Origin of the sequence: Gordonia metallireducens (assembly GCF_021245825.1) — a bacterium.
Lineage (GTDB): Bacteria > Actinomycetota > Actinomycetes > Mycobacteriales > Mycobacteriaceae > Gordonia > Gordonia namibiensis.
On sequence record NZ_JAJQJP010000046.1, the window covers coordinates 63,303 to 83,684 of the forward strand.

At 66.7% G+C, this 20,382-nt stretch carries 20 protein-coding genes; 13 read left to right on the plus strand and 7 right to left on the minus strand.

Annotated features, from left to right (window positions below; translation table 11 throughout):
- Positions 1–115 precede the first annotated feature (115 nt).
- On the minus strand, positions 116–1,600 hold the full coding sequence (locus LQD00_RS18230; protein WP_232718551.1) for an NAD-dependent succinate-semialdehyde dehydrogenase: 1,485 nt from the start codon (positions 1,598–1,600) through the stop codon (positions 116–118).
- A gap of 116 nt (positions 1,601–1,716) precedes the next feature.
- Here LQD00_RS18230 and LQD00_RS18235 point away from each other — a divergent pair, with 116 nt between their 5' ends.
- The 7 genes from LQD00_RS18235 to ccsB all read left to right on the plus strand — a co-directional run bounded on the left by LQD00_RS18235 (position 1,717) and on the right by ccsB (position 8,938).
- A complete protein-coding gene (locus LQD00_RS18235) occupies positions 1,717–2,631 on the plus strand; it encodes an SGNH/GDSL hydrolase family protein (RefSeq protein ID WP_232718553.1) in 915 nt (304 codons plus the stop codon).
- A 97-nt stretch (positions 2,632–2,728) separates the two neighbouring features.
- Positions 2,729–4,078 (plus strand): glutamate-1-semialdehyde 2,1-aminomutase, encoded by a 1,350-nt coding sequence (gene hemL, locus LQD00_RS18240; protein WP_232718555.1) that lies wholly within the window; start codon positions 2,729–2,731, stop codon positions 4,076–4,078.
- Positions 4,078–4,704 (plus strand): histidine phosphatase family protein, encoded by a 627-nt coding sequence (locus LQD00_RS18245; protein ID WP_006865272.1) that lies wholly within the window; start codon positions 4,078–4,080, stop codon positions 4,702–4,704. The genes hemL and LQD00_RS18245 overlap by 1 nt, the downstream gene beginning before the upstream one ends.
- Positions 4,705–4,723: 19 nt before the next feature.
- The gene (locus LQD00_RS18250) at positions 4,724–5,317 is read left to right on the plus strand and encodes a TlpA family protein disulfide reductase (RefSeq protein WP_006865271.1); all 594 of its coding nucleotides are present in this window, start codon (positions 4,724–4,726) and stop codon (positions 5,315–5,317) included.
- The gene (locus tag LQD00_RS18255) at positions 5,317–6,147 is read left to right on the plus strand and encodes a cytochrome c biogenesis CcdA family protein (RefSeq protein ID WP_232718556.1); all 831 of its coding nucleotides are present in this window, start codon (positions 5,317–5,319) and stop codon (positions 6,145–6,147) included. The genes LQD00_RS18250 and LQD00_RS18255 overlap by 1 nt, the downstream gene beginning before the upstream one ends.
- 13 nt (positions 6,148–6,160) lie before the next feature.
- Positions 6,161–7,891 (plus strand): cytochrome c biogenesis protein ResB, encoded by a 1,731-nt coding sequence (resB, locus tag LQD00_RS18260; protein WP_232718558.1) that lies wholly within the window; start codon positions 6,161–6,163, stop codon positions 7,889–7,891.
- A 21-nt stretch (positions 7,892–7,912) separates the two neighbouring features.
- Entirely contained in the window at positions 7,913–8,938 is a 1,026-nt protein-coding gene (gene ccsB / locus LQD00_RS18265; RefSeq protein ID WP_232718560.1) for a c-type cytochrome biogenesis protein CcsB, read from the plus strand.
- 12 nt (positions 8,939–8,950) lie between these two features.
- On the opposite strand, the gene LQD00_RS18270 is transcribed toward ccsB, so the two are convergent.
- The 3 genes from LQD00_RS18270 to LQD00_RS18280 all read right to left on the minus strand — a co-directional run bounded on the left by LQD00_RS18270 (position 8,951) and on the right by LQD00_RS18280 (position 10,093).
- Positions 8,951–9,442, minus strand: a complete 492-nt coding sequence (locus LQD00_RS18270; protein WP_232718613.1) for a helix-turn-helix domain-containing protein — start codon at positions 9,440–9,442, stop codon at positions 8,951–8,953.
- Positions 9,443–9,579: 137 nt separating this feature from the next.
- Positions 9,580–9,798, minus strand: coding sequence for a hypothetical protein (locus LQD00_RS18275; protein WP_006865266.1), 219 nt, complete (start codon positions 9,796–9,798; stop codon positions 9,580–9,582).
- A 73-nt stretch (positions 9,799–9,871) separates the two neighbouring features.
- Complete coding sequence (locus LQD00_RS18280; RefSeq protein WP_006435233.1) at positions 9,872–10,093, minus strand: BldC family transcriptional regulator; 222 nt, start codon at positions 10,091–10,093, stop codon at positions 9,872–9,874.
- Between the two features lie 188 nt (positions 10,094–10,281).
- Between LQD00_RS18280 and LQD00_RS18285 the strand changes: the two genes are divergently transcribed.
- From LQD00_RS18285 to LQD00_RS18300, 4 genes are all read left to right on the plus strand, one after another.
- Positions 10,282–10,608, plus strand: a complete 327-nt coding sequence (locus LQD00_RS18285; RefSeq protein WP_006865265.1) for a DUF4229 domain-containing protein — start codon at positions 10,282–10,284, stop codon at positions 10,606–10,608.
- 25 nt (positions 10,609–10,633) lie between these two features.
- On the plus strand, positions 10,634–11,755 hold the full coding sequence (locus LQD00_RS18290; protein WP_232718562.1) for an L-cysteine desulfhydrase Cds1: 1,122 nt from the start codon (positions 10,634–10,636) through the stop codon (positions 11,753–11,755).
- A gap of 40 nt (positions 11,756–11,795) precedes the next feature.
- The gene (locus LQD00_RS18295; RefSeq protein WP_232718563.1) at positions 11,796–12,488 is read left to right on the plus strand and encodes an ABC transporter ATP-binding protein; all 693 of its coding nucleotides are present in this window, start codon (positions 11,796–11,798) and stop codon (positions 12,486–12,488) included.
- A 98-nt stretch (positions 12,489–12,586) separates the two neighbouring features.
- Positions 12,587–15,109 (plus strand): ABC transporter permease, encoded by a 2,523-nt coding sequence (locus LQD00_RS18300; RefSeq protein WP_232718615.1) that lies wholly within the window; start codon positions 12,587–12,589, stop codon positions 15,107–15,109.
- Positions 15,110–15,323: 214 nt separating this feature from the next.
- Here the strand turns inward: LQD00_RS18300 and LQD00_RS18305 are convergent, their stop codons facing one another.
- The 3 genes from LQD00_RS18305 to LQD00_RS18315 form a co-directional block, all read right to left on the minus strand.
- On the minus strand, positions 15,324–15,596 hold the full coding sequence (locus LQD00_RS18305; protein WP_232718565.1) for a hypothetical protein: 273 nt from the start codon (positions 15,594–15,596) through the stop codon (positions 15,324–15,326).
- Between the two features lie 738 nt (positions 15,597–16,334).
- Positions 16,335–18,755 carry a TPR repeat region-containing protein gene (locus LQD00_RS18310; protein ID WP_232718566.1) on the minus strand — a complete coding sequence of 807 codons (2,421 nt, stop codon included), beginning with the start codon at positions 18,753–18,755 and terminating at the stop codon, positions 16,335–16,337.
- Entirely contained in the window at positions 18,755–19,096 is a 342-nt protein-coding gene (locus LQD00_RS18315) for a type VII secretion target (RefSeq protein WP_232718568.1), read from the minus strand. Before LQD00_RS18315 ends, LQD00_RS18310 begins: the two co-directional genes overlap by 1 nt.
- A gap of 123 nt (positions 19,097–19,219) precedes the next feature.
- On the opposite strand from LQD00_RS18315, the gene LQD00_RS18320 reads away from it, so the two are divergent.
- Positions 19,220–19,501 carry a helix-turn-helix domain-containing protein gene (locus LQD00_RS18320; protein WP_232718570.1) on the plus strand — a complete coding sequence of 94 codons (282 nt, stop codon included), beginning with the start codon at positions 19,220–19,222 and terminating at the stop codon, positions 19,499–19,501.
- Entirely contained in the window at positions 19,494–20,366 is an 873-nt protein-coding gene (locus LQD00_RS18325; RefSeq protein WP_232718572.1) for a Clp protease N-terminal domain-containing protein, read from the plus strand. Before LQD00_RS18320 ends, LQD00_RS18325 begins: the two co-directional genes overlap by 8 nt.
- Positions 20,367–20,382 lie beyond the last annotated feature (16 nt).

The following is a 20,382-nucleotide window of genomic DNA, read 5'->3' on the forward strand; positions in this document are numbered from 1 at the left end:
GTACGGATGAGCACGGCCGTGCAGGTTTCAACCCGATAACATCTGCATCACCAGTCACATACGTAACAGAGCAAATCGGCGTCGAACGACCGTTGGACCGCCAGGTCGCTCGGGGTCAGGTGAGCGCGATGTACTTCACCGAGAGGTATTCGTCGATGCCCTCGATGCCGCCTTCGCGGCCGATGCCGGACTGCTTGATCCCGCCGAATGGTGCTGCTGCGTCGGAGATCACGCCGCGGTTCACCCCGACCATGCCCGAGTCGAGGCGGCTCGCGACGCGCATGCAGCGTTCCAGGTCGCGGCTGTAGAAGTATGCGGCCAGGCCGTACTCGGTGGAGTTCGCGGCGGCGATGGCGTCGTCCTCGTCGTCGAAGGTGCTGATCACCGCGACCGGGCCGAAGATCTCCTCGCGCGTGACCGGGGCATACGGGTCGACGTTGTCGAGAACCGTTGCCGGGTAAAAGAATCCACGACCTCCGGGGCGTTCACCGCCGAGTCGCAGTCGCGCGCCGTCGCTCACGGCCTGTTCGACGGCATCTGCGACCTTGTCCCGCTGATCGGCGTTGACCAGCGGCCCGAGGGTCACGCCGTCCTTGTAGCCCGGTCCCATCACGACGTCGGACATCTTCTCCACCAGCTTGGTGGTGAACTCCTCGGCCACACCCGATTGCACGAGGAAACGGTTGGCCGCGGTGCAGGCCTCGCCGCCGTTGCGCATCTTGGCTGCGAAGGCGCCTTCGACCGCGGCGTCGACGTCGGCGTCGTCGAAGACCAGGAACGGTGCGTTGCCGCCGAGTTCCATCGACGTGCGCTGCACGCGTTCGGCGGCCTGACCCAGCAGGTTGCGACCGACCGGGGTCGAGCCGGTGAAGCTGATCTTGCGAATCCGGTCGTCGGTGATCAGCGCAGTCGACACCTCACCGCTCGAACTGGTGGGCAACACCGACAGCACGCCGGGTGGCAGCCCCGCCTCGGCGAAGGCCTCGGCCAGCGCCAACATCGTCAGCGGTGTCTCCCGCGGCGGTTTGACGATCATGACGTTGCCGGCGGCCAGCGCCGGCGCGATCTTGCGCGTACCCATCGCGAGCGGGAAGTTCCACGGCGTGATCGCCAGGCACGGGCCAACGGGTTGATGGGCGACGAGAATTCGTCCGTTGCCCGCGGGGGCCTGGGTGAAGCGGCCGCCGATGCGGACCGCCTCCTCGGCGAACCAGCGCAGGAACTCGTTGCCGTATTTGGTCTCCGCGCGGCTGTCGGGGAGTGCGCGGCCGAGTTCGAGCGTCATCAGCAGGGCGATGTCGTCGGCGCGGTCGGTGAGCAACTCGAAGGTCCGACGCAGGATCTCGCCGCGTTCGCGGGCGGGCGTCGCGGCCCACTCCTCGGACATGGCGACCGCGTGGTCGAGCGCGGAGCGGGCGTCGGCGACCCCCGCGTCGGCAACCGAGGTCAGCGACTCTTCCGTGGCCGGGTCGTACACCTCGAAGGTGGAGCCGTCGGCGGCCGGCGTCGAACGGCCGTTGATCCACAGGCCGGTCGGGACCCCGTCGAGAACCGCCTGGGGGTCGATCACATCCCTGCCACTGACATCGCTGGAGCTCATGCGGTCTCACATCCTCGTCTGTTCGGGTTGCAGCCTCGGCATTCACACGCCGTTTTCAACGCTACCGGCCGGAGAGGTGGTTGCCGACCGCCTTCGCGCGGACGCACGATGACTGTGTGGACGTACAGAACCGATGCCGGTGGCCCAGCGCAGCGCTACGCGGTCTCGGGTTGCTCGCGGTGGCCGCGACCCTCGCGACGGGATGCTCGACCGACGACGCCGCGGGCAGCACCACCACCGCGTCGACCCCAGCCGCCACGCAGGACGAGGACCGCACCGAGTACGTCAACCTCGGCGACAGCTTCAGCGCGGGGACCGGCGTCCAACCGCTGGTGGAGGACTCGCCGATCCTGTGTCTGCGCTCGTCGAAGAACTTCGCGCACATCGTCGCCGCGGAGGAGGGCTTCGCGCTCACCGATGTCAGCTGCGGTGGGGCCGAGACCGCGGATTTCCGGAAGGCGCAGCACCAGGGGGTGCCGCCGCAGCTCGACGCCGTGACCACGGACGCCGACGTCGTGACCGTGATGATCGGCGGCAACGACAAGGAGACCTACGGGCGGACCATCGAGTTGTGCAGTCGCGCCGCGGACACCGATCCGCTCGGCTCGCCGTGCACCGACCGGTACGGACGGTCCCTGATCGAGCCGGTGGCCACCGATATCTACCCGGCGATCCGTGAGGCGTTGCGCGATGTGAAGGCCAAGGCGCCGGACGCGAAGGTGCTGCTCGTCGGCTATCCATGGCTGATGCCGCCGACCGTCGGCTGCTACCCCGAGATGAAGCTCGCCGTCGGCGACGTCCCGATGATCCGTGACCTCCAGACGTCGCTCAACGACTACGGCCGACGCGCCGCCGAAGACGAAGGGGTCCGGTTCGTCGACATGCTGCCGGCCTCGGTCGGGCATGACGCCTGCGCCGGACCACAGCGATGGATCGAACCGATGACCGCGCAGGGGCCCGCCCGCGTCCACCCGAACGAACGGGGCCAGGAGGCCATCGCCGAACAGGTCCGCAAGGCGCTCGCGAACTGATCGCCTTCGCGCCCGTCTGACACCCTCGGGTGACCCGGAGCACCCTCTCACCAGCGGCGATTTGGGTCACTCGGTGCCATTTGGAACACTGTAGGCCGTGACCCCTTCCGTTGACGGCCCCATCGTCGAGCATTCCGACAACTCCGCCGCGCTGTTCGCCCGCGCCGCTCAGGCCATCCCGGGTGGCGTCAACTCTCCGGTCCGCGCGTTCTCCGCGGTCGGCGGGACCCCGCGCTTCATCACCAGCGCCCAGGGCTGCCGCCTGACCGACGCCGACGGCAACACCTACGTCGACCTCGTCAGCTCGTGGGGCCCGATGATCCTCGGCCACGCGCATCCGGCCGTCGTCGACGCCGTGCAGCGTGCAGCCTCCGGCGGCCTGTCGTTCGGTGCGCCGACCGAGCCGGAGATCGAACTGGCCGAGGAGATCATCGGCCGCGTCGACCCGGTTCAGCGTGTGCGCCTGGTGAATTCGGGTACCGAGGCCACCATGTCGGCGATCCGGCTCGCCCGCGGCTTCACCGGCCGTTCCAAGGTCATCAAGTTCGCCGGCTGTTACCACGGTCACGTCGATGCCTTGCTTGCCGCCGCCGGTTCGGGTTTGGCGACGCTCGGTCTGCCGACGAGCCCCGGCGTCACCGGTGCGTCGGCCCACGACACCCTGGTCCTCCCGTACAACGACCTCGAGGCAGTCGGGAAGGCGTTCGCCGAGCACGGCGACGACATAGCCGCGGTCATCACCGAGGCCGCCGCCGGCAACATGGGCGCCATCGCCCCGGTCGACGGCTTCAACGCCGGTCTCCGCGAGATCACCCGCCGTCACGGCGCGCTGCTGATCATGGACGAGGTCATGACGGGTTTCCGCGTGAGCCCGAGCGGCTGGTACGGCCTCGAAGGTGTCGCGGGCGACCTCTACACCTTCGGCAAGGTCATGAGCGGCGGCCTGCCCGCCGCGGCCTTCGGTGGTCGCGCCGACGTCATGGAACGCCTCGCACCGACCGGCCCGGTCTACCAGGCGGGCACCCTGTCGGGGAACCCCGTCGCGGTGGCCGCCGGCCTGGCGACCCTGCGCAACGCCGACCACGAGGTCTACAACAAGCTCGACGCCAACGCCGACCGTCTCGCCGGCCTGCTCACCGAGGCGCTCACCGCCGCCGGTGTCGGCCATCGGGTGCAGAAGGCGGGCAACCTGCTCAGTGTGTTCTTCACTACCGCCCCGGAGATCCCGGTCTTCGACTACGCGGGAGTGAACGCCACCGAGACCTGGCGATTCGCCCCGTTCTTCCACGCTCTGCTCGAACGTGGCGTGTACGCCCCGCCGAGTGCCTTCGAGGCGTGGTTTGTGTCCGCCGCACTCGACGAGGATGCTTTCTCGCAGATCGCCGACGCGCTGCCCGCGGCAGCGCAGGCAGCCGCTACCGCAGCCACCCCGGGGGACAACGCCTGATGCACACGATCGTCCATATGATGCGCCACGGAGAGGTCGACAACCCGGAGGGCATCCTCTACGGTCGCCTCCCCGGTTTCCGGCTCTCCGGCACCGGCCGTTCGCAGGCGCAGACGGTCGCCGACGCCCTCGCCGACCACGACGTCAAGGCCGTCTTCGCCTCGCCGCTGCAGCGCGCGCAGGAGACCGCGACCCCGATCGCGGCGGCCCACGGCCTGTCCATCCAGACCAACGACGACCTCATCGAGGCCGACAACGTCTTCGAGGGCCTCAAGGTCTCCGTCGGCGACGGCGCGCTGAGCAAGCCGCGGCACTGGCCCAAGCTGCGTGACCCGTTCACCCCGTCGTGGGGCGAACCGTACATCCAGCTGGCGCATCGCATGCTGGCCGCGGCCAACAAGGCCCGCGACGCCGCCCGCGGCCACGAGGCCGTGTGCGTCAGCCACCAGCTGCCCGTCTACACGCTGCGTCGTTTCCTCGAAGGCCAGCGCCTCTGGCACGACCCGCGTCGGCGGCAGTGCTCGCTGGCCTCGCTGACCAGCCTCATCTACGACGACGACGCCCTCGTCGACATCATCTACTCCGAGCCGGCCGGTGCCTCCGACCCGCTGGCCACCGGTGCGTGAAGCCAGAGGTAGAGAAGTAGTGCGCAAGTTCCTCCTGCCGGCAGTGCTGTCGGCCCTGATCCTGCTGATCAGCGGCTGCAGCACCGGTGACGACGCGGTCGCGCAGGGGAACACCTTCCAGTTCGTCTCGCCCGGCGGGCAGACGGTCATCACCTACCAGCCGGCCGATCGCAAGCCGATCGCCGGCCTCGAGGGCGAGGACCTCGTCAGCGGTCAGCCGCTGTCGCTGTCCGATCCCCGGTTCGCCGACAAGGTCGTGGTCATCAACGTCTGGGGTTCGTGGTGCGGACCCTGCCGCGGTGAGGCCGACGACCTCGAGCGCGTCTACGAGGCCAACCGCGACGACGGCGTCGAGTTCCTGGGTATCAACCTGCGCGATGACCGGAATTCCGCGAAGGACTTCGTGATCGACCGCAACGTCGGGTTCCCGTCCATCTACGACTTCCCGGGCCTGTCCCTGGCGGCGCTGACCACCCCGACGTCGGTGGTCCCGACGACGATCGTCCTCGACCGTCAGCACCGGCCGGCCGCGGTCTTCCTGAAGGCCGTGTCCGACAAGGAACTCGACGAGGTCGTCAAGCGGGTCGCCGCGGAACCCACGGGCGCCGCCTGATGTCCGAACCCACCACGTCCGACCTGACGACGACGGTCCTCGCCTCGTCGATCGGCGACACCTTCGCCGAGACGGTGACCTCCGGACCGCTTCTGCTCGCCCTCGCGGCATGTCTGCTGGCCGGTCTGGTCTCGTTCGCGTCGCCGTGCGTGGTTCCGCTCGTCCCCGGTTATCTCTCGTATCTCGCGGGCCTCGTCGGCGCCGAGGCGCCCGCGGTGAAGGTGGGGGAGGGCGCCAAGAGCGGCCGGTCGCGTGTCGCCCTCGCCGCCGGTCTCTTCGTCCTCGGTTTCACCGTCGTCTTCGTCGCGGCCACCGCGACGGTCCTCGGCGTCACCAGCACCTTCGTCCTGAATCGGGAACTGCTGCAACGCATCGGCGGCGTGGTCACCATCGCGATGGGCCTGGTGTTCATCGGTCTGATCCCGGCTCTGCAGCGTGAGGTCCGCTTCGAGCCGGTGCGCGTCTCCAACATCGTCGGCGCCCCGCTCCTCGGCGCGGTCTTCGCACTCGGCTGGACGCCGTGCCTCGGGCCGACCCTGGCCTCGGTGATCGCGACCGTCAGCGGCACCGAGGGGGCGACCGCGGCCAAGGGCGTGACCCTGATCGTCGCCTACTGCCTGGGCCTCGGCCTGCCGTTCGTCGTGCTGGCGTTCTCCTCGGCGTGGGCGCTGCGCAGCCTCGGCTGGTTGCGACGGAACGCCCGCACCATCCAGGTCATCGGCGGCATCCTCCTCATCGGGGTGGGCGTCGCACTGCTGACCGGCTGGTGGGACCAGTTCATCGTGTGGGTCCAGGTCCACTTCGTCACCGACACCGAACTACCGATCTGAGCGTGTTGCCCTCATGACCGATGTCACCGACCGTCCCCAGGTGGACACCCCCGAACCCGGGACGCCCAAGGCGCACTGGGCCCGACGCCGGGTCCTCTGGCCGCTGCGCAACCTGTGGCGGTCCCTGACCTCGATGCGCACCGCGCTGCTGCTGCTCTTCCTGCTGGCGCTCGCCGCGATCCCCGGCGCGCTCCTGCCGCAGCGCGACCTCAACGAGACCAAGACGCTCGAATACATCTCCGAGCGCGGAACGCTCGGCACCTGGATGGACCGCCTGCAGCTGTTCGACGTCTTCTCCAGCGTCTGGTTCACCGCCATCTACGTGCTGCTGTTCGTCTCGCTCGTCGGCTGCCTGACGCCGCGCATGATCGAGCACTTCCACAGCCTGCGCGCCAAACCCGTTGCCACGCCACGCAATCTTTCGCGCCTGCCCCGGCACGTCACGCACACCGTCGACGGCACCCCCGACGAGATCGCCGACCGCATCAACGGCCGGCTGCGCGGCTGGCGGCGCGAGGTCGTCGTCCGCGAACCGTCCAAGACCTACCCCGACGGCTGCGTCGAGGTATCCGCGGAGAAGGGTTACCTGCGCGAGTTCGGCAACCTGGTCTTCCACTTCGCGCTGCTCGCGCTGCTGGTGTCGATCGCGGCGGGCAAGATGTTCGGCTACGAGGGCACGCGAATCCTCGTCGCCGACGGTGAGCAGGGCATGTGCAACACCTCGACCGCCGTCTACGACTCCTTCCGCGCCGGCAACCTCGTCGACGGCACCGACCTGTCGCCGTTCTGCTTCCGCGTCGACGACTTCTCGGCGACCTTCCTGCCCAGCGGCCAGCCGGACATGTACGACGCGACGATCCGCTACGCGGAGGGAACCAAGGTCGGCTCCCCGGACACCTGGAAGAGCACCTCGGTGCGCGTGAACGAACCGCTGCGCGTCGCCGGTGACCGCGTCTACGTGCTGGGCAACGGTTTCGCCCCGACGTTCACCGTCACCTTCCCGAACGGGGAGAAGCGCACCCAGACCACCCCGTTCGTCCCCGACGAACTGCAGACGATGTTGTCGTCGGGTGCGGTGCGCTACGACACCCCGGCCGGGCTGTACCCCGACGCCGACGAGCGCCGGAAGAACCAGATCGCACTCGAGGGCCTGTTCGCGCCGACCGCGCTCTACCACGGGACCCTGCTGACGTCGCTGTCGCCGGAACCCGACGACCCGGCCGTCGCGATCCGGGTCTACAAGGGCGACACCGGTCTCGACACCGGTAAACCGCAGAACGTCTACTCCCTTGACCAGGACCTCGTCGAGCAGGGCCGACTCCAGCGGCAGGCGCAGGTGAACCTGAGCGTCGGCCAGAGCCACACCATCGCCGACGGCACCACCGTCACCTTCGACGGCTACAAGCGGTGGGTGTCGGTGCAGGTCTCCCACGACCCGGCGCAGATCTGGGTGCTGGTCAGCGCGGTCGTGATGCTCGGCGGCCTGCTGGTCTCGCTGCTGATCCGCCGCCGTCGGATCTGGGCGCGGCTCGTCCCGGCGCCCGTCACGACGGGGCATGACGGCAGCCGGGACCCGGCCGGCCCGGAACCGCTCGATGGAAAACGACGTACTGTAGTAGAGATTGCCGGTCTGGCCCGTACCGATCAGGCCGGCTGGGGTGAAGGGTTCGAGGACCAGGCGGCGGCACTCGTCGCCGACGACCCGGACGCATCCACCTCGCGGCGCACGACCCGGCGACTCTAGACGCCGGCGAAAGGAACTCTGATGAACAACGGCACCGTCCAGGTGGACGAGACGCTGGCTCGCTACTCCGACCTGCTGTTCGGCACCGCGATGGCCGTGTACGTGGTCGCCGCGTTCCTGTTCTTCGGTGCGCTCGCGGCGGTCCGCGGCCGCAAGCTCGAGGAGCGCGAACTCGTCGCCGCCGGTGCCACGTCGGCCTCGGCCGGTTCCGACGATGTCCGCGTGCCGGGGCGCGTCGCAGGCCCGCAGAAGCGGACATTCGGGGACAAGCTCGGCAACATGGGCCTGCCGGTCGTGGTGGTCGGGCTCGTCGCGCACCTCGCGTCGATCGTGCTGCGCGCCATGGCGACCGACCGTGTGCCGTGGGGCAACATGTACGAGTTCGTCTCGATGACCTGTGCCGCCGGCGTGATCGCCGCGTTGGTCATCCTGCGCAAGCCCGAGCATCGTCCGCTGCTCTCGTTCGTGCTGCTGCCGGTCGTCCTGCTGATGTTCATCGCCGGCCGCTGGCTCTACACCCAGGCCGCTCCCGTTGTACCCGCCCTCAAGTCGTACTGGCTGGCCGTGCACGTCTCGATCATCTCGGTGTCGTCGGGCATCCTCATGGTCTCCGGCGTTGCCAGCATCCTGTACCTGATGAAGATGCGCTGGGCGTCGAACCCCGACGACGACGCGACCTCCACCGCTCGCCCGGGGATGGGTGGCGCACTGCGTCGCATCCTCGACCACATCCCGGCCGCCGAGAACCTGGACCGCCTCGCCTACAAGACCGTCGTCGTCGGCTTCCCGCTCTTCGGTCTCGGCGTGATCTGCGGTGCCATCTGGGCCGAGGCCGCGTGGGGCCGATTCTGGGGCTGGGACCCCAAGGAGACGGTGTCGTTCATCGCCTGGGTGATCTACGCGGCATACCTGCACGCCCGCGCCACCGCCGGATGGCGCAACACCGCCGCCGCCTGGATCAACGTCGCCGGCTTCGTGGCGATGCTGTTCAACCTGTTCATCATCAACCTGGTCGTCTCGGGCCTGCACTCGTACGCGGGTCTCTGACGCCGGTCCGGCTCAGAAGCCGGTCTCCGGGGCGTCTTCCCGACCGGGTGAGGGCTCCTCGGACCGCTTCGCCTGCGCCTGTGCCTTGACCAGCTTCAGCAGGTCGATGAGGGCGTCGATCGTCTCCGGGCAGAGGGCGCCGAGGTCGATGCCGGCCAGGTGGCTGCCGGTGACCTCGAGCATCTCGACATAGTTCTGCTGCTGTTTGACGCGCTCGAGATCCTCGTCGGGGTTGGAGAGGAAATAGGTGACGCTGACGTCGAAGGCTCGGGAGATGGCCTCGACGGTGCGGAACGAGGGTGTACGCGCCTTGCCGGTGCGGAGCTGCGAGATGTACGCGTCCGACAGCGAGTACCCCAACCGGTTCGCCTTCTCGGCGATCTTCTTACCGGTGTAGCGGACCCCGTTCTCGTCACGGCTGTGCTCGAAGAGGTGGCCGATCTTGTCGGCGAAACTCAGGTCGTCATCGGTCGACGCCCCGTGCGGAGATCGTCCCGGGTTCAACGGCGCCTTCTCTCGGATCTTCCAACGTGGAGTCGATGATGAGAAGGACATTACCCTACCCTCGGGTATGTTCCGGTGTGACTTCTGAACCGAGTCTCAGGTTTTCGTATACGACACGACCCGGGACTGGCGGAACCTCAGAGTTCGTCGGCCTCGCCACCCTTGGGCCCACGGGTGCGGTTGTCCAGGTCACGGAGGAAATCGGGGTCGTCATCGGGGCCCACCGGACCGCGTGAGCGGCGGCGACGGCCGCCGGGCGAGGGGGCGTCGCCGCCGCCGTCCGATTGCGGTCCGAATGCACGCCACATCAGGAAACCGATGGCGAGCAGACCGAGAACGGCGAACAGATAAGTCATGGCAACCTCCCGTCAACCAGCGTACGTCAGTTCGTCTGGCAGCCGGTTGAGGTCGCTCGATGGGCCGACCCGCCTAGTGGGTACGACGGTTCAGCAGCGCGACCACGTCTTCTTCGCGGAAGCGTCGATGGCCGCCCGGGGTGCGGATCGACCCGAGGATGCCGGAGCTGGCCCAGCGGGCGACGGTCTTGGGATTCACGTTGAACATTGCCGCCACCTGACCGGGGGTCAGGGTGTGCTGGCTGGCGAGTCCCGGGGTGATGTAGGTGGACGCGGTGGTTTCGATACTGGTCACGTTTCCCCCTGAAACGATGGTGCCCTGTCGGTGCGCCGCGGTTTGGCGAATCGGCCCGGCACTTGATGGACGCGTTCTACATGAATACACGCAAATCGCCCAGGTACTCGAACCTTCAGCGGCAGGTAAAGAGCGGGCAAAGGCCCACGACCTGCAGGTCCTTCGAAGGAGGCAAGTACCCTGAGAGGGTGAGTGAAGCGCATGACCCTGCCCCCGGTACACCTCCGCCCAGCGGCCGCCCCGCGACCCTGGCGCTCGCCTTGTTCGGCTACACCGTCGCGCGCATGCTGCTCGTCGTCGTCATCGCCGCCGTCATCCTGTTCGGCGGCAAGCTCGTGGGCGTCGACGTGCCGTTCCTCGTCGCCGCCGTCTTCGGCGTGCTGATCGCGCTCCCGCTGGGCATGTACCTGTTCAAGTCGCTCCGGCTGAAGGTCAACGGCGAGATCGCCGCGATCGAGGCCGATCGTCGGGCCCGCCACGACGACCTCCAGTCGCGCCTGCGCGGGGACAAGTGAGGTCGTTCCGGATGGGACGTCCCGCATGAGGCCGACGCGGGTCGTCGACCATCGGGAAGACCGTGCCTGGGCGCAGAACGCGGTACGTCTGATCGAGGCCGACGCCCGACGCAGTGCCGATACGCACCTGCTGCGCGTTCCGCTGCCCGCGTGGTCGCGGTGGTCCGGTCCCGACGGTGACGCCGGCGTCGACCTGTACCTGAAAGACGAGTCGACGCATCCGACCGGATCGCTCAAGCACCGCCTGGCGCGGTCGTTGTTCCTCTACGCGATCTGCAACGGCTGGGTCACCGAGGGAACGCCCGTCATCGAGGCGTCGTCGGGTTCGACGGCCGTCAGCGAGGCCTACTTCGCCGAGCTCATCGGCGTGCCGTTCATCGCCGTGATGACGTCGAGTACGTCGCCGGCGAAGACCGCGCTGATCGAACGCCATGGCGGCCGTTGCCATTTCGTCGAACATCCCGGAGAGGTCTACACCGAGGCGTTGCGCCTCGAGGCCGAGTTGGGTGGCCACTTCATCGACCAGTTCACGATGGCCGAGCGGGCCACCGACTGGCGTGGCAACAACAACATCGCCGAGTCGATCTTCGCGCAGATGGCCGACGAGGAGCATCCGATCCCGACGTGGATCGTGGTGGGCGCAGGCACCGGTGGCACGTCGGCGACGCTCGGTCGTTACGTGCGGTACCGGCGGCACGACACCTGGCTCGCCGTCGTCGACCCGGAGAACTCGGTGTTCCTGCCGGCCTACGAGACCGCCGACGGAACGCTCACCGGTGAGGTCGGTTCGCGCATCGAGGGAATCGGCCGGCCGCGGGTCGAGCCGTCGTTCATCTCCCAGGTGATCGACCGGATGATCGGCGTTCCCGACGAGGCCTCGATCGCCACCACGCACCGGGTGTCGGAGATGCTGGGGCGCCGCGTCGGCGGGTCGACCGGCACCAACATGTGGGGTGCGTTCTCACTCGTCGCGGAAATGGTCGCCGATCGCCGGGCGGGCAGCATCGTGACGCTCCTGTGCGATCCGGGTGATCGCTACGCCGGCACCTACTTCGACGAGAAGTGGATCGGCGCACAGTCTTTCGATCTGGCCCCGGCGAACGCGATCCTCGACGAGTTCCTCGCGTCGGGACGCTGGACGGCTTGAGCTCCGGGTGGCGCCTACCCGGTGGGCTACCATCCGGGGGGTGCCGACCGAAACCGTGCGTCCACTCGTCGAGGCCGTCGACCTGGTGCGTGAGTACCAGATGGGTGAGGAGCGCGTCCGCGCCCTCGACGGACTGAACCTGAACATCGACGGGGGACAGTTCGCGTCGATCGTCGGGCCCTCCGGCGCCGGAAAGTCCACGCTGCTGCACATCCTCGGCGCCCTCGACACCCCGACATCCGGCCGGATCTCCATCGACGGAGTCGATCTCGGCGCGCTCGACGACGCTGCTGCGTCCGCCTTCCGGCGTCATCGCGTCGGCTTCGTCTTCCAGTTCTTCAATCTCGTCCCGACCATGTCGGCATGGGAGAACGTCGCGCTGCCACGGTTGCTCGACAACCAATCACTGCGCAAGGCCAAGCCACGCGCCGTCGAACTCCTCGAACAGGTCGGGCTCGGCGACCGCGTCGACCACCGGCCGTCGGAACTGTCCGGCGGACAGATGCAGCGCGTCGCCATCGCGCGTTCGCTCATCATGAACCCGACGATCCTGCTCGCCGACGAACCCACCGGCAACCTCGACTCCAGGACCGGGGAATCCGTGCTGGAGTTGCTTGCCGACGTCGCGCACGCCGCGCCGGATCGGCTGGTGGTGATGGTGACCCACGATCCGAAGGCGGCGGCGTTCGCCGACACCACGATCACAGTGCGCGACGGGAAGATCGCGGAGTGAGCGACACCCCGCCGGCTGAGCAGCCGACGAGCGGAGCGGGACGTGTCCCCCCGCCGGTTGAGCAGCCGACGAGCGGAGCGAGGAGGCGTGTCGAAGCCCTGTTCGCCGGCTTCACCCGCATCCGGCTGCTCAACATCCGGGAGATCCGCACCCACCGGCTGCGTCTGTTCACCTCGCTGGCGGTGGTGATCGTCTCGTCGGCGCTGCTCATCGCGGTCCTGGGAACCTTCGGTTCGACGTCGGAGTCGGTGCGCGCGTTCAACAATGCGATCTCCGGTTCGGCCGATTTGGAGGTCGCGGCGATCGCCGACAGCGGCGTCGATCAGTCGTTGGCCGGGCAGATCCGCCGCGACGTCGACGGTGCGAAAGCCGTGGTGCCGATGATCCGCGGGTCGGTCGTCGTCGACGGGTCGGCGATCCCGCTCATCGGCTCGGACCAACGTGTCACCTCCCTGTCGGGGAGTCTGCGATCCGCGGTCCAATCGGAGAGCTCCGGGTCGATCGACTTCGACCGACTGCGCAACGGTGTCTTCGTAGGTCCGGGCCTCGGCCTCGACGTGGGGCAGAAGCTGACGGTCAACGGCATCGACGTCGAAGTGCTGGAGGTCGTCGACAACGAGCAGGCCGCCGGACTCAACAACGGCCGCTTCCTGTTCGCCTACCTCGATCTCGCGCAGCGACTCGTCGGGTTGGAAGGGCGGCTCGATTCGATCCTCATCGTCACCGAACCCGGCGTCGACGTCGGGTCGGTGCGCAAGCAGATCGAAGGGATCGTCGACGGTCGTGCGGTGGTCGTCGACCCGGACTTCCGCGCCAAACAGGCCGAGGTCGCGAGTTCGGTGACGCGTGATGCGACGCTGCTCGTCTCGCTGGTGTCCCTGGTGATCGCGGCGTTCCTGGTCTTCAACACGATGAACATGGCGGTGGCGTCGCGGCGCGGTTCCCTCGCCATGATCCGGGCGTTGGGCGCCAGACGATCCCACCTCGTCGGCGACATGCTGGGCGAGGCCGCACTGATGGGTCTGGTCGGCGGCGTGATCGGAATCCCGCTCGGAATCCTCGCCGGCCGGGCGGTGATCGCGAGTCTGCCCGACCCGCCGCCCGACACGGTGGGCACGGTCATCAACTATCACCTGCCGGGGTACGCGCCGGTGGTCGCGGTGCTCGCGTGTGTGATCGCCTGTGTCGCCGCGACGTCGTTGGCCGCGCGGTCGGTGTTCTCGGTGTCGCCGGTGGAGGCGATGGCTCCCGTCGAGGTGTCCGACGCGTCGAAGCGCCGCGGGCCGGTTGTCGTGATCGCCGGGATCGTGGGGGCCGCCGGGTTGATCGCGTCGTGGGTGATCGTCGCGACGGTGCCCGGTCGACCCGCGATCCTGGCCGGCGTCGTCTATCTCGTGGGCGCCCTGCTGGTGTGCTTCGCGTTGTCGAACCCGTTGACGTGGCTGGTCGTTCGGGTTGCCCGCTGGTTCCGCGGACCGGGTCAGCTCGCGTCGGTCAACACCGAGCGCGCGCCGCGTCGGGCGTGGGCGACACTCATGACCGTGGCCGTCGCGATCGCGGTGGGCATGGGAACGTCGGGCGCGCTGGACAACCTGGTGTCGTCGATGTCGAAGTCGCTGGACGGACTGGGCGACCCGGACTTCTACGTTTCGTCGTCCTCGGCGGCGAGCCTGCCGCTGGGCCCGATCCTGCCGCCGTCGATCCGCGGCGAGGCCGCGAAGGTGCCCGGCGTGACCGAGGTCGTCGGCGGTCAGTGGGCCGCGGTCAACATCGGCGAGAGCCGGGCGAATGTGCAGGGCCTGGAACCGGGTTCGCGCGCACCGTTCATGCGGAAGGCGACGCCGGAGTCGGTCGAGCAGGTGCTCGCCGGGAACGGCATCCTGTTGTCGAATGTGCTTGCGCGCGTGCTCGATGTGGGTGTCGGGGACACGGTGACGCTGGCGACGCCGACCGGCCCGCACGACGTCGTCGTCCGCGACACCGTCGACTACGTGTCCGTGGACTCCGGTGTCGCCGCGTTGTCGCAGAAGCAGTTGGGGGAGTGGTTCGGACGTGAGGGTGACACCTACCTGCAGGTGATCACCGCCCCCGACGCCGATCCCGAACTGGTGCAGCAGGCACTCGAGACCCTGGTCGCGGATGTCCCGACCACCGGCAACAAACCCATCAGCGTCTACACCGGTGCAGACGCGCTGGCCGCCACGCAGGCAACCGTCCAGCAGGCGGGTTCGTTCACGGTGGCCATCCAGTGGATCGTGGCCGGCGCCGCGGCCATCGCGCTGCTGAACACCCTGCTGCTCTCGGTGATCGAGCGCCGTCGTGAGTTGGGTGTGCTCCGTGCGATGGGAGCGTCCCGAAAGTTCATCTCTCGCATGGTGCTTGCCGAGGCCGCCGCGGTCGCCGTCGTCGGCGCCCTGGTCGGGGTGACCCTCGGCGCGATGATGCACCTGCTGAGCGACCGAATCCTGAGCGTCACAACCTCGTTGACCGTGATCTACTCGCCACGGCCGTCCGCGGCGATGTTCGTCGCGATCGCGGTGGCGTTGTGCCTGGTGGGCGCGTTCCTGCCGGCTGTGCGCGCCGCGCGGATGAACATCAGTGAGTCGATCCTGAACGAGTAGGACTGCTTGCTTCAGTATGACGTTGTGCCCGGATCCCGGGCACAACGTCATACAGATCAATTTGTCACGCTCCGATCAGGACTCGGGCCGTGAAGAGCATGGCAGTCCGTCGCCGAAGACCGCTGTCCACGACGGCAGGTTGCTCATCGAGCTCCGCGCCGACGGACAAGGAACTGACCGCCGTGGACCATTCGCGTTGGACGCGTGTCAGGGGTTACGAGAGCCGTCCCGAGCGGATTTGGTACTCCATCTCGTGCCGGATCTGCTCGGCGATTTCCTGCGCCACCTCGTAGGGAGCCTGCTTCCACCCGTTGGAGTGCTGCCAGTCGAAGATCGCGTCGTTATAGCGATTTCGAAACTCCTCTTCGAACCGTTCCTCGCGGTCGAGTTCGGGGAAGAGACCGGCTAGGTCCTCCAGCGTCGTGCCGGGTGGCGACTTGAGAGCGGCGACGATGCGCGGTTTCAACCGTTTGAGTTCGTCAGTCATTTTGCCTCAGTTATCCTCGCCGCTACTGCGACGCGTTCGGCCAACCGGGATTCGGTTTCGTTCCGGCCTTGCTACTCGGTCGAGGTATTCCAGCCGCGGCGCACGCTTCACTCTGTTCCTTGGTGGGGATGATGTAGTCGGTTAGTCGCCAATCGCCGAATACGTCGATAGCGGGTTGGTTCAGTGGCCCGCGTTGATTCGTAGGCGGCGTTTTGCCTGATTTCTCGTACTGGAAAAACGCGCGTGGCTCAAATCCGAACCTGGCGGGGTTTACTGAGTAACAGATTGCCGCGCGGCCTATTTCTGAGGAAGCTCGTGGTGCGGAAGACGCTGAATTCTTCGTGAAGGACTCTGGGAACGGAACCGCCACAAGATAGATTGGTTTTGGTGAGACTTCAGGCTGTCTATCGTTGCTGTATATCTTGAAGACTGGGCGGACATCATTTACTGCTTTCAGATATCCAGGCGGAATGATGCTGTGATTATGCGTGGCGAGGAGGAGATCGTCGGTTTCTGCGATGCCTCGGACGAAGGTGCCGTCGGTGCTATCGAGGTCTATCACGCCCGAATCAACCCATTGAATAGGGCGGTCCTCCGGACGTAAACCGGTGGCCGAACTATCAGACGTAGACTGGTGGGTGGTTGCAGGTTCCCGATCACCAGAACCTTGTGAGCAGGCAGTCCCGGCGAGAAAGAGGGACACTACGAGCAACAGGAGATGAACGCTCCGAACTCGTTTCACGAGGGTCCTCCTTGACCGGGGATAGAAAGGATGGGGCTGTCATCGAGCGCCCCTTCGGGAGGCTGGCCGGGTTCGTCGGGCTCGTTGACTCCGCTGTCGTGGTGGCGGTCCCAGTCACTGTAATGGCCGGAACTTTCCATGAAACTCCGCCATGCTGCGAGTAGGCTCTCTCGGTCTTCGGACTGGCGCTCGTACTCTTCCCGTTCAGCGGGCGTCATCGAAGAGCGCTCGCTCAATGTGCGTTCGTTCTCCGAATGCCCATGAATCGCTTCCCAACTCGGGTTGCCGTCCTCGTCGAACCATTCGGGGTGTTCATTGCGGATCTCCGGGTCGGAGGCAGCCATTCCCGCGAACATGGCGAACTTTGTAACGTCCGGGTCGGTGAGCGTTTCCGACCGCAACGCAACAAGGCGATCGATCTCTTCGGTCGTCATAGAGTCGTAGTCGGGTGCCGGGCCGTACAGAAGATCCTCCACGGTTCCGACTGGCAACATCGCGTTGAGTGGAGCGCCAACTTGGGGGATCGCGGCAAGTATGTTGCGTCCGGCGGCCGCTGCTCGCATCTTCTCCGAATAGTCGTCGATTCCCTCCTTCTTGAGGTAGTCGATCTCTGCGTCCAATCCGTCCTTCATTGCGTCTTGGAGAACGCCGGCGGCGTGACCGAGTGAAGCTGCTCCTGGGTCCATGCCTGCCATCTGTGCCATATAGAACTGCCATTCAGCTCCGGCGCGATTGATGACACCGGCGGCTGTCGGGTCGGAATCGAGAGTTGTCAGAAGATTCTTCAGTTCGCCCGGAGTGAGTTTCTCTGCGCCGAACAAGGGAAATTCATGATCCGATCCAGGTTGGTGGGCTCCGGCGAAATCGGCCAAGAACGGTGCGAGCGAGTGTGCCAGAGTCTGGGTGAGCTGTGGACTCGTCCGGCCGAGATCGCGGCCGATTTCAAGGTTTGAGGTGTCTCCGAAGTATTGGCCGAGGGCGCTCGCGGTGTCCGCTGCTTTATAGGCTGCAAAGGGATTGCCAGAATCTCCCGCGTTGTCTTTGAGCCACTTGTACATGTCGCTGATTCCATCATCAGAGCCACGCCACTGGTAGTCGAAGAGGGCGTCAAGGTGACGGTCAGCGTTGTAAGGGCGACCGTCCGCATATGTGACGTTCATTGTGTCGGCGCCGACGGTGAAGTCCCGGACCGCCGTGGTGTCGTCTGATGTCAGCGCGAGCGCACGGTTGAGCAGGCCATGGGTGTCGAGCAACTCTTCTCCGGGACCGGCGATCCTGCCGGAACGCGAGGCTTCGGCGATTTCGCTTGCCTGCTTGAGTATTCCCCTGTCGATGTCGGTGCCCATGCGTAGCTGGGAGTCGCCTGTCTCGAGGAGGCGCACGAGGTTATCGAACTCGTCGACACGAGGAACGTGGGGATACTCAATAGTGGAATGGTTGTCGAAGTCTCGCTTCTTGGTCGTCCCCGTGGTCAGCTTCTCCGTGAGGAGAGTTCGAACATTTGCGGGGAGGGTGGCCATCCCGCCCTTGTCCCCGGCGCCGGTGGATACCGACGGGTTGCTCATGATCTGCATCCCGTTGGACAAAAGGTTGCGAACCGCTGCGCCGTTTTCCCCGGTTCCTCCAAGCTTTGTGATCTCGTCGATAGACTCGTCGTCCAAGCCCTCGAAGAGAGTTCGGAGGAAGTCGTACTGTCCCTGCGGGATGTTCACGGGCAGTCCCGCGTGTAGCGCTTGAATCTGTTCTGGACTCAGGTTTCCTGCGGCCGCCAGGGCGTACATCTGCTCGGTCGTCAGTCCGCGGCCCGCATCCCAGTTGTCCTCGATGGCTTTCGCGCTCCCTGCACTTAAACCAGCTGCGGGAGGAGCCAATTGATCGAGCGCGCCGTTCGCACTACGAATCGCAGACGCGGTGTCGGTGTCAGCCGTGTCGAAATCCCTTGCGACACGCTCCATCCACAGTGTCGCATTCTCGGCTATACGGGCACGCGTGTTCTTCAGCGTCGCCAGTTCCGCGAGCTGGTGGTCGTCGCCGGCAGCGGCGGACTCCGCCAATGCATAGTTGTATGCGTCGGTGACCTTCCAGGCGTCGGACACTGCGTAGTTGTTGTCCTCGTACGCTGTAGCAGTCGATTTAAGGCTGTTCGCCAGGGACGACATATCGGCGTGCCCGCTGGTGATGGCGTTGGCGAGCGAGGCGAAGGTTTGTGAGACGCGCATCAACTGGTCGTACTCGCTGTTGGCGCGACCGACTGCAGCGTCCTTTGCGACTCCAGACCAGTCAAGGCCAGTGATCGTGTCTCGAGTGGTTCGGGCGTCGGCAGCGGTGTACTCGGCGTAGTCGATCAGGTCGTCTGCCAGTTTCGGCATGTTGTCGAAGTTGAGCTTTTCGACGACCGTGCGGGTGGGGTAGACCATCAGCGGCGATTACCGGGGAGTGGCTGATTCAGGTCACCGAGTCCTTCGAGACGTCTTGCTGCCGTGAGATCAGTGTTCTCGTAGTCATCGGCCGATGTCGTGAGGATGGACTCCCACGCCGCCTTCCGCCCGGCGAGCGTTGCCAGCGCCGAGGATAAGGACTTTGTCGTCTCAGTGAGAGCGCCGGAGGTTTCGAGCCCGTCCAATCCGCTCGCTGCAAGACTTACGGCCATTCCGACCGCTCCGGAGGCGGGTGGCCAGACGGGTTGCATTGCCACGACAGGCTTGAAGTTGGAGGACGCCTCCCGCAACTCGTTCGGATCGACCTTTGCCGTCGCCATCGCAAACTCCCCCCGTCGTTTGTCGAATGCTAACCCGTCCTGCAGGAGCGGGCCGCACCCTGTTCCACAGATCGTCTGTCAACGATTCTTGACAACATGCAAACGTCAACATAACCTGACAACATGCACGACGACCAGAAGACCGAAACGCCGGACGACGCCCAGGGTGCTGACCTCGCAGGAGATGCCGCGAGCAGCGACCCAGCGAAGGGCCTGGCAGCGGTTCGGGCGCTGCGCACGCTGGCCGACCGACTCGAAGAAGTACAGGTCGCCAACGCTCGCGCCAATGGCTGGAGCTGGCAATCGATCGCAGAAGTACTGCAGATCAGCCGGCAGGCCGTGCATCAGAAGCACTCACAACGTGAGGTCCGCGAGGGCGGATCCGAAGGAGACAAAGATGTTTGAACGAATCACTCGTGATGACAAGATGCTGCTGGCCTTCGCCACGCAGGAGGCCGCCGACCTCGGACATTGGCAACTGGGAAACGATCATCTGATCCTGGGCATGCTCTGCAACGCCCGGAGCCCGCTGTTCTCGATCCTGGCCGATCAGGGGCTGACCCTCGCCACGGCGCGAGAAGTGGTGCGCAAGTACCACGACGAGCATGCCGACCAGGCCGACGCGGCCGACACCGACGACGAGTCGGCAGCCCGGCGTTACGAGGAGGACCGAGAAGCTCTGCGGGGCATCGGGATCGACCTCGACAAGGTGCGGGAAGCCGTTCGCGGGCGCTTCGGTGAGGACCTGTCCGACGGCTGGGGCGAACGCCCCGGACGTGGGCCGGGCCGACGCGGAGGTCCCGACGGGGGTCGTGGACGCGGCCGAGGACGTCGGCACGGACACGGTCACGGACCGCACCGCGCCCGCGGACCCCGCCCCGACTGCGGGCCGGAAGGTTTCGGCCCGGGATTCGGTCCCGAGGGCCCGGGTGGCTTCGGCCCCGGCGGTTTCGGGCCCGGACCGTTCGGTCCCGGCGGACCCTTCGGCCCCGGTGGCGAGGGCCCCTGGGAGCCGGGTCGTGGTCGTCGGGGTCCGCGCGGACGGGGTAACCGTCCTCGGTTCGCCCCGGACACCCGCGCGGTGTTCGCCCGAGCAGTCGAGATCGCACGCGAACGGGGCGACCGGCGGCTACGCGCCGAGTACCTGCTGCTCGGCATCCTCGACGCCGCCGACGACGCGTCGAAGACCCTGATCGAATCGGCCACCACCGCAGATGAACTCAAGGCCGCCGTCTGGGCGAGCCTGCCCGAGGTCGACGCCGAGGTGTGAACCCACAAATGACGAC